At 72.1% G+C, this 13,972-nt stretch carries 15 protein-coding genes; 12 read left to right on the plus strand and 3 right to left on the minus strand.

Annotated elements, in window-relative coordinates; translation table 11 throughout:
* Positions 1 to 31: 31 nt before the first annotated feature.
* On the plus strand, positions 32 to 1,612 hold the full coding sequence (locus tag ACBJ59_RS25535) for an MDR family MFS transporter (RefSeq protein WP_375112767.1): 1,581 nt from the start codon (positions 32 to 34) through the stop codon (positions 1,610 to 1,612).
* 182 nt (positions 1,613 to 1,794) lie between these two features.
* On the plus strand, positions 1,795 to 2,784 hold the full coding sequence (locus ACBJ59_RS25540) for a hypothetical protein (protein ID WP_375112768.1): 990 nt from the start codon (positions 1,795 to 1,797) through the stop codon (positions 2,782 to 2,784).
* Positions 2,785 to 2,852: 68 nt separating this feature from the next.
* On the opposite strand, the gene ACBJ59_RS25545 is transcribed toward ACBJ59_RS25540, so the two are convergent.
* Positions 2,853 to 3,266, minus strand: a complete 414-nt coding sequence (locus ACBJ59_RS25545; protein WP_375112769.1) for a nuclear transport factor 2 family protein — start codon at positions 3,264 to 3,266, stop codon at positions 2,853 to 2,855.
* 89 nt (positions 3,267 to 3,355) lie between these two features.
* On the opposite strand from ACBJ59_RS25545, the gene ACBJ59_RS25550 reads away from it, so the two are divergent.
* From ACBJ59_RS25550 to ACBJ59_RS25585, 8 genes are all read left to right on the plus strand, one after another.
* Positions 3,356 to 3,796 carry a MarR family winged helix-turn-helix transcriptional regulator gene (locus ACBJ59_RS25550; protein ID WP_375112770.1) on the plus strand — a complete coding sequence of 147 codons (441 nt, stop codon included), beginning with the start codon at positions 3,356 to 3,358 and terminating at the stop codon, positions 3,794 to 3,796.
* Between the two features lie 64 nt (positions 3,797 to 3,860).
* On the plus strand, positions 3,861 to 4,346 hold the full coding sequence (locus ACBJ59_RS25555; RefSeq protein ID WP_375112771.1) for a MarR family winged helix-turn-helix transcriptional regulator: 486 nt from the start codon (positions 3,861 to 3,863) through the stop codon (positions 4,344 to 4,346).
* Between the two features lie 135 nt (positions 4,347 to 4,481).
* On the plus strand, positions 4,482 to 5,399 hold the full coding sequence (locus ACBJ59_RS25560; RefSeq protein WP_375112772.1) for a nitroreductase: 918 nt from the start codon (positions 4,482 to 4,484) through the stop codon (positions 5,397 to 5,399).
* A 43-nt stretch (positions 5,400 to 5,442) separates the two neighbouring features.
* Positions 5,443 to 6,291 (plus strand): aldo/keto reductase, encoded by an 849-nt coding sequence (locus tag ACBJ59_RS25565; protein ID WP_375112773.1) that lies wholly within the window; start codon positions 5,443 to 5,445, stop codon positions 6,289 to 6,291.
* A 173-nt stretch (positions 6,292 to 6,464) separates the two neighbouring features.
* Positions 6,465 to 7,454 (plus strand): patatin-like phospholipase family protein, encoded by a 990-nt coding sequence (locus ACBJ59_RS25570; RefSeq protein ID WP_375112774.1) that lies wholly within the window; start codon positions 6,465 to 6,467, stop codon positions 7,452 to 7,454.
* The gene (locus ACBJ59_RS25575) at positions 7,451 to 8,656 is read left to right on the plus strand and encodes a macrolide family glycosyltransferase (RefSeq protein ID WP_375112775.1); all 1,206 of its coding nucleotides are present in this window, start codon (positions 7,451 to 7,453) and stop codon (positions 8,654 to 8,656) included. Before ACBJ59_RS25570 ends, ACBJ59_RS25575 begins: the two co-directional genes overlap by 4 nt.
* A 3-nt stretch (positions 8,657 to 8,659) precedes the next feature.
* Positions 8,660 to 9,151, plus strand: coding sequence for a hypothetical protein (locus ACBJ59_RS25580; protein ID WP_375112776.1), 492 nt, complete (start codon positions 8,660 to 8,662; stop codon positions 9,149 to 9,151).
* Positions 9,148 to 10,083 carry a hypothetical protein gene (locus tag ACBJ59_RS25585; protein ID WP_375112777.1) on the plus strand — a complete coding sequence of 312 codons (936 nt, stop codon included), beginning with the start codon at positions 9,148 to 9,150 and terminating at the stop codon, positions 10,081 to 10,083. The genes ACBJ59_RS25580 and ACBJ59_RS25585 overlap by 4 nt, the downstream gene beginning before the upstream one ends.
* A 75-nt stretch (positions 10,084 to 10,158) precedes the next feature.
* Here the strand turns inward: ACBJ59_RS25585 and ACBJ59_RS25590 are convergent, their stop codons facing one another.
* Positions 10,159 to 10,545 (minus strand): winged helix-turn-helix transcriptional regulator, encoded by a 387-nt coding sequence (locus ACBJ59_RS25590; RefSeq protein WP_375112778.1) that lies wholly within the window; start codon positions 10,543 to 10,545, stop codon positions 10,159 to 10,161.
* Between the two features lie 104 nt (positions 10,546 to 10,649).
* Here ACBJ59_RS25590 and ACBJ59_RS25595 point away from each other — a divergent pair, with 104 nt between their 5' ends.
* A complete protein-coding gene (locus ACBJ59_RS25595; RefSeq protein WP_375112779.1) occupies positions 10,650 to 11,045 on the plus strand; it encodes a PPOX class F420-dependent oxidoreductase in 396 nt (131 codons plus the stop codon).
* Positions 11,046 to 11,375: 330 nt separating this feature from the next.
* The gene (locus ACBJ59_RS25600) at positions 11,376 to 11,855 is read left to right on the plus strand and encodes a hypothetical protein (RefSeq protein WP_375112780.1); all 480 of its coding nucleotides are present in this window, start codon (positions 11,376 to 11,378) and stop codon (positions 11,853 to 11,855) included.
* Between the two features lie 39 nt (positions 11,856 to 11,894).
* On the opposite strand, the gene ACBJ59_RS25605 is transcribed toward ACBJ59_RS25600, so the two are convergent.
* The gene (locus ACBJ59_RS25605; protein WP_375112781.1) at positions 11,895 to 13,955 is read right to left on the minus strand and encodes a glycogen debranching N-terminal domain-containing protein; all 2,061 of its coding nucleotides are present in this window, start codon (positions 13,953 to 13,955) and stop codon (positions 11,895 to 11,897) included.
* Positions 13,956 to 13,972 lie beyond the last annotated feature (17 nt).

Raw genomic sequence — 13,972 nt, forward strand, 5'->3', positions numbered from 1 at the left:
GCCGGCCGCTGCCCGAGAAAATCGAGGAAAGATGACATCCACCAGCGCGCAGCCCGAGCCCGTGGCCGCGGCGCCCACGTCCAGGAGAAAGGTTCTGCAGGCGCTGTCAGGGCTGATGGTGGGCATGTTCGTGTCCATCCTGGCCTCGACCGTCGTGGCCAACGCCCTGCCGCGCATCATCACCGAGCTGCGGGGCTCGCAGACCGTCTACACCTGGATCGTCACCTCCGAGCTGCTGGCCATGACGGCCACGGTGCCGCTCTGGGGCAAGATGGCCGACCTGTACAACAAGAAGCTGCTGATCCAGCTCTCGCTGGGCCTGTTCGTGGCGGGCTCGCTGATCGCGGGCCTCACCCCGAACGTGGAGGTCCTCATCGTCAGCCGCGTCGTCCAGGGCGTCGGCGCCGGCGGCATGACCGCGCTGGCCATGATCGTGATGGCCGCCATGATCCCGCCGCGTGAGCTCGGCCGCTACGCCGGCATCTTCGGCGCCGTGTTCGGCGTCGGCACCGTGGCGGGGCCGCTCATCGGCGGCGTGCTGGTGGACACCTCCTGGCTCGGCTGGCGCTGGTGCTTCCTGCTCGGCGTGCCGTTCACGATCGTGGCCATCATCCTGCTGCAGCGCACGCTCGAGCTGCCGGTGGTCCGCAAGGACGTCAAGGTCGACTACCTGGGCGCGCTGCTCATCACCGTGGGCGTGTCCACCCTGCTGATCTGGTCGTCGCTGGCGGGCAACCAGTTCGCGTGGGGCTCCTGGCAGACCGCCGTGCTCGTGAGCGCCGGCGTGCTCATCCTCGCGCTGGCCGTCTGGGTGGAGTCCCGCGCCGCCGAGCCGATCATCCCCCTGTCCCTCTTCAGGAACCGCACCGTCGCCCTCGCCACCGTGGCCAGCGTGCTGGTCGGTGTGGCCATGTTCGGCGGCACGGTCTTCCTGTCGCAGTACTTCCAGGTGGCGCTCGGCAAGTCGCCGACGGTCGCCGGCCTGATGAGCCTGCCGATGGTGTTCGGCCTGCTGATCTCCTCCACCGTCGCGGGTCAGCTCATCACCAAGTGGGGCCGCTGGAAGGGCTTCCTGGTGGCCGGCGGCGTCGTCATGCTCGGCGGGATGGGCCTGCTCAGCACCATCGACGGGCAGACCGGCACGGTGCTGCTGGGCGCCTACATGGCGGTGCTCGGCATCGGCGTCGGCATGCTCATGCAGAACCTGGTCCTGGCCGCCCAGAACGACGTGCCCGCCCACGACCTGGGCGCCACCACCTCGGCGCTGACCTTCTTCCGCAGCATGGGCGGCGCCGTCGGCGTCAGCGCCCTGGGCGCGGTGCTGGCCAACCGGATCACCACGCTCATGACCGAGAAGCTCGGCCCGATGGCCGCCGCGGGCGGCGGGGGCGGCGACTCGCACGCCGTACCCGACATCTCCAAGCTGCCCGCTCCCGTCGTCCGCGTCATCCAGGACGTGTACGCGACCGCGACCGCCGAGCTGTTCCTCATCGGCGTCCCGCTCACCGCGCTCGCGCTGGTGGCGGTGCTGTTCATCAAGGAGAAGCCGCTCAACACGCTGTCGGGCGAGGAGCGCCTGGCCCAGGAGCGCGCCGCGGCCGCCAGCCACTGATCGGCCCGCCACCGGACCGGCCGGCCGCTGCGGCCGGACATCGGGAGCGCCAGGTTCCGCATGGCTGCGGTTTCGGCGACATTTCCGGGCCTGGCCGAATACCGTGGCTCATTGACGATCAGCCAAGCCAGCAAGCCTTCCGGAGTCTCTTCTTGCGCACCGCAGCGGCAATCCTGTCTTTCGTGCTCGCCATCACCATCCTGCCCGTCCAGCCGGCCACCGCCGCGGCGCTGCCGGGCGGCAAGACCACCTATGTCATCTCGCAGGGCCATCTGAAGGCCGCCTCCCAGCAGAACTGGGTACGCCTGGGCAACTACCGCTTCGCCGCCGACGGCACGGTACGGGCCGCCCTGTACCTGTGGTGGCAGCGTCACCCCCAGGCCCGGCAGCGCACCGGCACCGTCCCCGACCCGAGCTGCACCACCAAGGCGGGCGGTTCCCAATCGCGGCCCCGTGCCTGCGAGGTACTCACCGCCGGGGGCTTCACCGGCGCCCCCGACGAGACCCGCACCGGGACGTACACCGTGGCGGGCAACGTGCTCACCATCCGGTGGAAGATCGCCCAGACGTGGACGGAACAGTGGTACGTGCGATCCTCCCCCGACGGCAAGCTGGCCCGCCTGGACCTCAAGCGGAGCACGCTGGCCACGCACGGGTACGGCTACGGCAGCAACGCCGCGGTCGGCACGCGGCGCGCGATGAGCTCGGTGAAGGCGTTCCCCGGCTCGCTCAGGCAGGACCTGACGAGCTGGGCGAGCGGCAAGCTCGTCACCTCCGGCGACCAGCCGTTCGGCCACTCGGCCTTCCGCGCCTGCGCCGCCACCACCTCGTGCCTGACCTACCTGCAACCGTCCTCGCGCGGCGCCTGCCAGAAGTCGGGTGGCTGCCCCAAGTACGGCGGCGGAACGCGCCCCAACATCAGCTCCATCCAGTACTACCTGACGATGATCTCCAAGTCCGACCGCCGCGACACGCTCTGGCACTGGTGCACGTGCCTGGCGATGGAGCGCCGTGAGTTCTGCTACACCGGCAACTCCCACGTCAAACCGCTCATGCAGATCATCGACGACGCGGGCGCCTTCCGCGGCTGGGTCGGCGCGGAGGCCTCCTTCTCGACCGGCTCCCGGGCGACGGACATGCTGGCGGTGCTGCGCATCTCCGACTTCCGCTGACCGGCCGGGCGGCGGCCCCAGCGGCCGCCGCCCGAGGTGGCCTTCCGGGCCTGCTTCCCGGAGCCGGATCAGCCCTCGCGTGTCCAGGCGGGCGTGATCCGCACCTCGCGGAGTCGCCAGCCCGCCGGCGTCCGCACGACGGTGGAGGTCATCCGCAGGCCGCCGGTGAAGTGGGGGGCTTGACCATCGCGGTAGTAGTACACCAGCGAGTTCGCCGAGGCGGCCGCCCGGTCCCCGTCGAGGTCAACCAGCAGGTCAGTGGTCGTGTGCTGGGTGTGCTGCCCCTCGACCTCACCCTGTCGCATGAAGCTGACGACCTTGTCGATGCCGTGGAGCTCACCCCCGCGCGGCGAGTGCACCGCCACGTCGTCGGCGAAGACGGTGTCCGCTTCCTCCCACCGCTGCTCGTCGAGCAGGCGCGCGAAGCGGGTGAACAGGTCGGCGATCTCGATACGGTCGGCGATCAAAGTATCCGTGAACATGACATTCCTCTTTCGTTGGCGTCTCCAACATTGGCAACGCCAACTATACAGAAATTCATTGGATTCGCCAACGATGTAGGGTGACTGCCGTGGAAGAGACTCCCGCACGCCTGACCGCGAAGCCGAGCTGGCTGCTCACCCAGCTGGCGATGCACGCCCACCGCCTGGCGTCCGACGGCTTCGCCGAGGCGGGCGCGCGCGGCTACCACTACCGGATCCTGGCCGCGCTCGACGAGTTCGGGGTGGCCAGCCAGGCCGAGCTCGGCCGCCGGTGCAACATGGACCGCAGCGACGTCGTGGCGGCCATCAACGAACTGGCCAGGCAGGGTCTCGTCGAGCGCACGCCCGACCCCGGCGACCGCAGGCGCAACATGGTCTCCCTCACCGAGGCGGGCGACCGGCAACTGGGGCGCCTCGACAGGGCGCTCGACAGGGTGCAGGACGACCTGCTCGGACCACTCCCGGCCGAGGACCGGCAGACCTTGACCCGCCTGCTCACCCGGCTGCTCACTCACCACCAACAGGGCTGAGCAGGCCACATTTCATTTCAACCGAGACCGTATCGGATGAAATGGTGTTCGGTAGCATGTCCCCATGACCACCGACGTTCCTCACCAGGCCACCACCTCGCGCGCGACCGACCGCCCCGGGGACACCTCACCTTTCGCCCTCGGCCTGCTGCTGCGCCAGGCACACTGGCGCGCGGCCGCGGTGATGACGGAGGCGCTTCGGCCGCTCGGCATCGAGCTCCGGCATTTCGCCGTGCTGATCGTCCTGATGGACCGCGGGCCCACGGTGCAGCGGGACCTGGCGGCGGCGACGGGGTCGGACAAGGCCGGCGTCATGCGGGTCGTGGACGACCTGGAGCGCAAGGGGCTGGCCGTCCGCAAGACCGTTCCGGGGGACCGGCGGGTGCGGGTGGTCGAAATCACACCTCAGGGCGTCGAGCTTTTCGACGCGGCCCATGTGGCGGCGGAGTCGCCGGCCGAGCGCCTGGTCGCCGGCCTGGAGCCCGGTGAGACCGAGCGGCTGAAGGAGTTGCTGACCCGGATCGCCTACCCCGCGGGCGGCGAGGCGTAGGCCCGGCCGCGCACCCGTGTCGTCACTGTGCGGGATTCCCATGTCCCGAAATCGTATTGAATGAGACCGTATCGTCTGATACGATAATGAATGTAACGAAACTAGACACGCCGAGCAGGCAAGGAGGTAAAGATCATGGATGTCTACGAGGCAGTCACGAGCCGACGGGCGGTGCGCGGATTCACCGGCCAGCCCGTCCCGATGGAGGTGCTGAAGCGCGTGCTGTCAGCCGCGGCCTGGGCGCCGTCCGGGTCGAACCTCCAGCCGTGGCACGTCTACGTGGTGACCGGCGAGCCGCTCGCCGAGATCAAGCGGCGCGCCGGCGAGCGCCTGGCCTCGGGTGACCCCTGGGACGAGCGCGAGTACGAGATGTACCCGGCCGCGCTGAAGTCCCCGTACCGTGAGCGCCGATCCGCCTTCGGGCGGGAGCGCTACGGCGCGCTCGGGATCGCGCGCGACGACTGGGAGGCGCGCCAGAGGGCCGCGGCCGAGAACTGGCAGTGCTTCGGGGCGCCGGTCGCCCTGTTCTGCTACATCGACCGCGACATGGGCCCGCCCCAGTGGGCCGACCTCGGCATCTACCTGCAGACCGTCATGCTGCTGCTGCGCGCCGAAGGGCTGCACAGCTGCCCGCAGATGGCATGGTCGGTGTACCGCAACACCGTCTCGGAGGTCCTGCGCCCTCCGGACGAGCTCATCCTCTTCTGCGGCATGTCGATCGGGTTCGAGGACGTCTCGGTGCACCACCCCCGTACGGGCCGCGCGCCGCTCGATGAGACGGTCACGTTCGTCGGGGGTGCCGGTCCTGCGGCCGGGGCGCCGCCCTTCCGGGTCGGCTGCCGCCGCCCGGTGGCGGCCATGCGGTCGACCGGCCGGGCGCTGCGCAGAGGCAGCTCCCGTACGCCGCTGCGGTGGATCCACCCGAACAAGGAGCGCATCCGCTCCAGCGGGCCGCACTGGACCGTGGTCCCGGCCCGGCGGACGTCCCCGCCTTCGTGCGCCGAACGGCACACGGCGGCGAGTGACCCGCCACAGCGCCGTGACCGCGGCTGACGACGCCCGGCCAAGGGCACCACATCACCTCACGTGGAGAGACATGACCAGCCAGTTCCGCCTCGGCGGTGACCTGATGATCGACCGGCTCGGCTTCGGCGCCATGCGCCTGCTCCAGGGCGGCCCGGGCGGGCCCGGGCGCGACCCCGGGGCCGCCGGCGCCGTCCTGCGCCGCGCCGTCGAGCTCGGTGTCGACCACATCGACACCGCCCACTTCTATCGCAACGAGGACGGGTCGGTGAGCGCCAACACCGTGATCCGCGAAGCCCTGTCCCCGCGCCCGGACAACCTGGTCATCGCCACCAAGGTCGGCCCGGTCTTCGGCCCGGGCGGCCCGCGCCAGGCCACCGCCGCGGAGCTCCGGCCCCAGGTCGAAGCCAACCTGGAAAGCCTCGGCCTGGACCGCCTGGACCTGGTCTATCTGCGCATCGGGAAGTCCGAACCGCCGCACGGCCAGTCGCTGGCCGAGCGCTTCGAGGCGCTCGCCGCGCTGCGCGAGGAGGGCCTGATCCGCCATCTGGGCATCAGCAACGTCGATGCCGCCCATCTCGCCGAGGCCCGTGCGATCGCTCCTGTCGCGGCCGTCCAGAACCACTTCCACCTCGCCAACCGCGCCGAGACGGCCGTCCTGGACGCCTGTACGGAGGCCGGCATCGCCTTCGTGCCCTTCTTCCCGCTCGGCGGCGGCCGGGCCGACATGGACGACCCCGGCTTGGTCAAGGTCGCCGGACGGCACGGCGCCACCGCCCACCAGGTCGCCCTGGCCTGGCTGCTGGCCCTGTCGCCGGTGGTCCTGGCCATCCCGGGCACCGGTTCCGTGGCTCACCTGGAGGAGAACCTGGCCGCCCGGTCGATCGGTCTCACCGAGGAGGACCTCGCCGACCTCGCCTGATCGCACCCGCGGGCCCACTTCCGCGCGGAGCGGTCCCCGAGCCGGCATGGCCGCCCGAGCCGGGCGCCACTGCGGAATCTCCCACGTAGGGCCTCCTGGCAGCTGCCCGGACCAAGTCGGCCGCCCTTGAGCAACGAATCCGCATGAGGCGCCGTAGTGAGAGAGGACGGACCATGAGGGTTACCAGTCATCGGAGATCGGCCTCCTCGGCCCTCAACGGCTTCGAGCGGGCGCACTCCTCGCCGTCGAGCCGCCCGCCGGTGGGCTTGCACGCCCTCCCCCGTCCCGTGGCGGTGGTGGTCGGCGGCGGCGGGGTGCTCGGGGCCGCGCAGGTGGGTATCGGGTACGCGTTGGAGCAGCGGGGATTCGTCCCCGACCTGATCGTCGGGACGTCGGTGGGCGCCCTCAACGGAGCGATCGCGGCCGCCCATCCCGGCAAGGCCGCGCCGTGGCTGGATCTCGTCTGGACCCACGCGCGCCGCCGTCAGGTGTTCCCGTTCGGCTACCTGCCCTCGCGGGCCAGCGTCTTCGGCGATCGGGGCCTGCGCCGGCTGATCGCCGGGGCCGCGCTGCCGTCGCGGATCGAGGACCTGGCGGTCCCCTTCACGGCGGTGGCCATGGATCTGGCCACCGGCGCTCAGGTGCTGCTCGACCGCGGGGACCTCGAGTCCGCGCTGCTGGCCAGCGCGGCCATTCCCGGCATCCTGCCTCCGGTGGAGCGGGAGGGCCGGACGCTCGTCGACGGCGGCGTGATCGCCTTCGTCCCGGTACGGGCGGCGCTGCAGGCAGGAGCGGCCAGCGTAGTCGTGCTGTCGACCGGTCAGACGAGCTCGCCGCCGCGCCCGGCCGGCCCGCCCCGGTGGCCCGGCGGGGTCGCCGCCCGGGCCGGGCTGCTGCTGTTGCGGCATCAGATAGAGCGCGACCTGGACGAGGTGTCCGAACGGATCCCGACCGTCGTGCTGCCCACCGGCGTCGAGAGCTGGCCCGCCCCGTGGGACTTCCGCCATTCCCGGCGGCTGATCCACACCGCCTCGCTCACGGCGGGCCGCTTTCTCGACGGGCTGCGCATCAACGGGCCCGGGCTGTACCGGGCCGAGAGCCCTCCGGCGGCGCCGGCCGTCGTGGGCAGGGCACGAACCGCCGTATGGGAGGTCGGCCGGTGAGCACCATCTCATTCCTCAACATCGCCATGCACGGGCACATCAACCCGACCCTGCCGGTCGTGGCCGAGCTCGTCCGTCGCGGGCACACGGTCACCTATCACACCTCGCCCGCGTTCGCGCGGGAGATCGAGGCCGCCGGTGCGACCGTGTGCCGCTACCCCGGGGGTGACCAGCCGCTGCCCGATCCCCCGCTGCCGGTGACGATGCTGGACGGGCTCGCGCGCACCGCCGTCGGCCTGCTGCCCGCCGTGCTGGCCGATCTGCGGCGGATCCGGCCCGACTTGATCGTGCACGGCGCCGCCTGCCCCTGGGGTGCGGTCGCCGCCCGCGAGCTCGGGGTGCCGGCGGCGGCGGCGTACACCACGTTCGCGTTCAACCACTACGCGCCGAGCCCCACCCGCGCCTCGTGGGAGCTGCTGGCCACGGCGGCGACCCGGCCCCGCACCGTCCAGGGCTACCTGCGGGCGCGGCGGGAGCTGTCGCGCCGCTACGACACCCACGGGTTGCCGCTGATCGACCTGGCGAACGTGCGCCAGCCGCTCAACCTGGTCTTCACCTCGCGCGTGTTCCAGCCCGGCGCCGACGCCTTCGACGGGTCCTACCGGTTCGTCGGCCCGAGCCTGGGCGCCCGTCCGCCCGACCCGTCGTTCCCGGCCGATCGCCTGCGCGATCCGGTGCTGTACGCCTCGCTGGGCACCGTGTTCAACGCCGGCCCGGAGCTGCTGCGCACCTTCGCCACCGCGCTGGCCCCGCTGGCCGGCACCGTGGTCATCTCCACCGGGCACACCGACCCGGCCGCGCTGGAACCGCTGCCGGCCAACGTGCTCGCCCGCCGCTGCGTACCGCAACCGGAGGTGCTGGCCCGCGCGGCGCTGTTCGTCACGCACGGGGGGATGAACAGCGTGAACGAGGCCATGTACGCCGGGGTCCCGATGCTGGTGATCCCGCAGGGCGCCGATCAGCCGCTGGTGGCCCGGCGGGTCGTCGAGCTCGGCACCGGCCTGTCCCTGCGCACCCAGGACGCCACCGCCGAAGCGGTGAACGCCCTCGCCCGGCGCCTGCTCGACGAGCCGCGCTTCCGCACCGCGGCCGCCACCATGCGGCTCGCCCAGCGGGAGGCAGGCGGCTACCTGCGCGCCACCGACGAACTCGAGAGCTACCTGTACCAGGCCGGCCGGCCGGCAGTGCCCCAGGAGTGCTGAGCGATGTCACCCCTCGTTGCCGTCGTGCTGCTGCTGGCCGGGCTGTCGGAGTCCGCCGGCCGGATCCTGCCCCTGATCGCTCGCCGGCCCAGCGTGTCGCGATCCCATGCGATCCGGCTGCTGCTGATCGGGGCCGTGGTCGAGGCCTCGGTGTTCGCGCTGTGGCCACAGACCGCCTGGACCCTCGCCGAGCTGGCCCTGTCCGCTCCGGTGTCCGGCGTGGCCGCGCTCACCTGGACCCCCGGCCTGGCCGCCCCGCTCGTGTGCGCCGCCGTCCTCGCCTTCCCGCTGCTCGGTCCCCTGCTGCACCTGCTGCTCCTGGTCGGGGTCGGGGCCGGCCTCGTCACCCCGCTCGCCACGACGACGGGGCTGGACTGGTGGCCCGCGGCAGGCTGCGTGACCATCGCCGGAGTCGGGCTCGGCCTCGCCGTCGAGGCCGTGCGGCGCCTGGTCATGAAGATCAGCACCACCCGGTGGCGGGAGCTGCTCGCGTGATCGATTTCCCGCTCCTGGCCCTGGTGCTCGGCCCGGTCCTGCTCGCCGAGGCCCTGCTGGCCCGCTACGAGGTGCTCGTCTACACCGCCGGCTGGCGCAGGCCCACCACCGAGCTGCCCCACGGCATGCCCTACGCCCGAGGCGCGGACCCCGACCGGCCGCCGGAGGCGTACCTCGTCTACCTGGACGGCATCGGCAAGCGCCGCTTCCGCGACACCCGCGACGGCGGCCAGCTGGTCAGCGCCCTGATCGCCGCGGCGCCGGAGCTACGCGTGCTCGGCCAGGTGCAGCCCTACTCGCCGCTGGCCGACCCGCTCGTCAACCGGCCCGTGTGGGAATGGCTGCGCCACCACATCGCCATCGTGCTGTTCCTGCACAACGTCATGCAGATCTTCGTCGCCGCCGACCACCGCTACCGCCCCCTGTACAACCGGGCCGTCGGCGCCCAGATCGCCGAGCAGCTGCGCCGGGCCGGCTACCAGCCCGGCAGCGGCATCCCGGTCGTGCTGCTCAGCTACAGCGGCGGCGCCCAGGTCGCCACCGGCGCGGTCACCGAACTGCACACCCGGCTGCACGCCCCGCTCCTGCTGGTCACCATCGGCGGCTTCCACAACGGCGCCAACGACCTCACCCACGCCCGCCACCTCCACCAGCTCACCAGCGCCCATGACCAGATCGAACGGCTCTCCACCTGGATCTTCCCGCAACGCTGGCCACTGTTCCGCGGCAGCGGATGGAACCGGGCCATCCGCGCCGGAAAGGTCACCGTGCACCGGCTCGACCCGGCCACCCACGTGGGGCAGCGCAGCTACATCAACCCCGAGGCGCTGCTGCCCGACGGCCGCAGCCACCTCGACCGCACCACCGACACGGTGATCGCCCTCATCCGGGCCCACCGGGTCACGCCGGAGCGCCAGCCTCGACCGTCGTGATCGCCGTCCGGAACGGGGACGCCGGGCCGAGGCGATGACGGCGTGCCCCGTTCCGGACCCCCGCGCGCGTGGGCGTCATCGCGGGGTGGAGGTGTCGTAGGCGGCCCGGGCGCGCGTGACGGCGGCGCGGTGGCGTTCGGCCCACTCGGTGAGCCCCGCCAGATGGTCGTAGAGCTCGCGGGCCATGTCGGTGGCGGTGTATTCGACCTTGGGCGGCACCGTGGGGTGGACGGTCCGGGTCAGCAGGCCGTCCCGCTCGAGGTTGCGCAGTGTCAGGGTGAGCATGCGCCGGCTGATGCCGTTGATCGAGCGCTCCAGCTCGGTGAAGCGTACCGGCCCGCGGGTGGCCTCCATCAGGATGCCGATGCTCCATTTGCCGCTCACCCGGTTGAGCACCTCCAGGACCGTGCACGCCTCCGAGGCGCCGGCCTGCTCGGTCACACAGGTGTTCCGCTGTGACATGAAAGTGCCTTCTTCCGCTGGAGCGCTCGGTCACCGATCATGGCCACGGTAACAAAAGGTGCCCTAAAGGGTTCACCGGTGGACGTTCGACGAAGAGGCCGACCATGACGATCACGTTCGACGACAAGACGCGCACGCTTCTCGACGGCAGGAACTTCGCCACCGTCGCGACCCTGAACCCCGACGGCGGCCCCCAGACGTCGGTCGTATGGGTCCTGCGCGAAGGCGACACGGTGCTGTTCTCCAGCACGGCCGGCCGACGCAAGACCCGCAACCTCACCCGGGACCCGCGGATCAGCCTGACCGTCTTCGACACCGGTGATCCGTACCAGTCCGTGGAGATCCGCGGCACCGCCGAAGTGGTCGAGGACCACGACCGGGCGGTCCAGCTCGCGGTCTCGCACAAGTATCTGGGCCAGGACCCGCCGGCGGACCACGAGGGCACGGTACGGGTGGTCGTCCGCGTCATCCCTGACAAGATCCACGGTTTCCCGGCCTAGGAACCCGCGCCGGCCGAGTGGTGGTGCGGTGGGCGCCCGCGCTTTCCGGGCGCGTTCTGGCCGGGCCGCGGAATGCCGGCCTGAATGCGGTGGTGCCGGAAATGAAAATTTCACCGGTCCCGCCCATGTCATGGACCGGCCTGCCGCCCGGCCCTTCGCTGGTGGCGGCCGGAACGGCATTCAGGGCGCAAAACCGCGGCGCGGTTTAACGTCCAGCCGGAATCGCGGCGTTTATTGGCCGCCTGGACCGGCTGCTCATTTCCGCAAATAATCGCCGAGCGTCACTCGTACACGCCAGGAAAGAAACCCAGGAAAGAAACGAGGTGCGACTTGGCAGCACGTTCCGGAGTACGCCGCGCGACGAGGTCGATCGCCGTCGCCATCGCGGCGCTCGCCACCGCTCTCCTGCCCCTCGGCGCCGCGCATGCGGCGTACGGCCCGGACCAGCCGGTCTACATCCAGGTGAACGCGACGGACCCCTACAACACGGGGCTGGCCCGGCTGGAGGGCACGGTGGCGTTCGACGACGGGGACACGATGTTCCGGTATTCGCTGCGGTTGTGCTGGCTGCACGCCTACCCCGCGCCCAACCTCAGCATCGTCGTCAACGGCACGACCCAGCTTTGGCCGGCCTCCACCGGCTCGACGACCACCCCGGGCTGCCAGCAGACGTCCCTGTACGCCGCGGAGGTGAACCACGGCGGCGCCGTCGGCAACGTCCGCTTCGACGTGACCGGCGGCTGGTTCTATCCCGGCAACCAGTACAACACGCGCACCAAGTCGTACACCGTGGACAATCCCTACACCTGACCGCACAGCACGCCGAAGGGGAGCGCCGCCGCGCTCCCCTCACGGGATCAGGAGCGAGACGCCCGCGGGCAGGCCCCTGACGCGTGCCGTGCCCGACCGCTCGACCGTCACGTCCACGGGAGCCCCGGCCACGCGCAGCCCGCGCACCGTCAGCGCGCCCAGGGGCGCGCCGGGCAGCGGGCGGATGGCCGCGCGGCCTGCGGGGACGTCCGGGTACAGCCCGACGGCGGCGTGGAGGACCGCGATGGCCGCCGCCGCCGACCACGCCTGGGGGCGGCAGGCCGCGGGGTACGGCACGGGGCGCCCCATGAGCGTGCGGTCGTCGCCGGCGTGGAGTTCGGGCAGGCGGTAGCCGAAGGTCTCGGCGGCCGATAGGAGCCCCTCGGCCAGGTCAGCGGCCAGGTCAGCGGCGGGGCTGTCGGCGGGCCCGCCGTGGCCCGAGCGGGCGAGGCCGGAGATGACGATGGCGGTGTCGTGCGTCCAGACGGAGCCGCAGTGGTAGGAGAGCGGGCTGAAGCCGGCGTCGGCGGTGGACATCGTACGGAGGCCGAAACCGCCGGACATGGCCGGATTTTTCAGTGTCTGGACGATCCGGAGTTCCTCGGCCGGCGTGAGCAGGCCGGTGCCGAGGAGGTGCCCGATGTTGCTGGTCAGCGCGTCCACCGGGCGTTTGTCGCGGTCAAGGGCGAGCGCCGGGTAGCCGCCGTCCACCCAGAACCGCTCGCGGAACCGCTCGGCCAGCCCGCCCGCGTAGTCGCGCCACCGCTCGGCGCCCGGCCTGCCGTACGCCTCCAGCAGCGCCGCCCCCGCCATGGCCGCCTCGTACGCGTACCCCTGGACCTCGACCAGGGCGATGGGCGGCTCGGCGCGGGTGCCGTCGTGGAAGCGCACGGCGTCGCCTGAGTCCTTCCAGCCCTGGTTGGCCAGGCCGCTGCCGCTGGTGTCGATGTATTCCAGGAAGCCGTCGCCGTCGGCGTCGCCGTGATCGGCGAGCCAGCCCAGCGCCGCCTCCAGCGGGGGCAGCAGCGCGGCCACCTCGGCCTCGGGCATGCCCCAGCGCCAGGCGTCGTGCAGCAGGGCGATCCAGAGCGGGGTGGCGTCGATGGTGCCGTAGTAGGCGGCGGGCAGGCGCAGCTCGTTGCCCTCGACGGCGAACTCGTGGCGGCGCAGCTCGTGCATGATCTTGCCGGGGGCCTCGCCGGAGGCGGCGTCCACCTTGCTCCCCTGGCGGCGGGCCAGGACGCGCAAGGTGCCCGCGGCCGGCCCGGTGCCGAGCGGGAGCAGCATGCGGGCGGCCCAGATGCTGTCGCGGCCGAAGAGTGTCAGGAACCAGGGCACGCCCGCGCCCAGGAACGTGTCCCCCGGCGCCGCCGTCTCGGTCAGCCGCAGCGACTCCAGGTCGTCGAGGGACTGGCGGGCCAGGCGTACCAGGCGGGCGTCGTCGGCCTCGACCTCGGGCCTGCTCCACTCCCGCGGGCCGGCCGGCGCCGCCACCACCGCCTTGGGGTCCGCCACGGAGGCGCCCCACCGCAACGTGACGCGCTCTCCTGGCGCCACCGTCACCTCCCGCCGCAACGCGGTGCCGGCGACCTCGAAGTCCCGCCCGGCGGCGGCGACGCGGATGCCGCCGGCCTGCCAGGTCAGCTCGCCGCCGCCCGCGGCGGGCGGGACCGGGGTGGCGGCGCCGCCCGACTTCACCACCTCGATGGGCGCGAAGTCGCAGCTCAGCTCGATGGTGACGGTGCAGGTGAAAGGGTCGGCCGCCGTGGAGGCGATCGTGAGCTCCTCCTCCATCGCGCCCGGCGTGACGCGGCGCACGCGGTCGATCCGCACCGTCGGGTCGGGGCCGGGGTCACCGAGCCAGCGGGCCAGCGAGACGAAGCGGGAGACCCCGGGACCCGGTACGGCGTGGCCGACCGGCTCGGGCTCGCGGCCGTCGATCCGCAGCCCGGCCTGGGAGAGCACCCGCGCGTCGGCGTGGAAGAGCCCCTGCACCCCGGCGGGCCTGATCTGGCCGTCGGCGCCGCTCAGCGCGGTCGTCGGGGCCAGGACGGTGCTGACCAGGTCGTGCAGCAGCGGTTGCAGGCGGTGGTCCGGCACGTGTGAGGCCCCCTTGA

The organism is Nonomuraea sp. MTCD27 (assembly GCF_041950495.1).
Lineage (GTDB): Bacteria > Actinomycetota > Actinomycetes > Streptosporangiales > Streptosporangiaceae > Nonomuraea.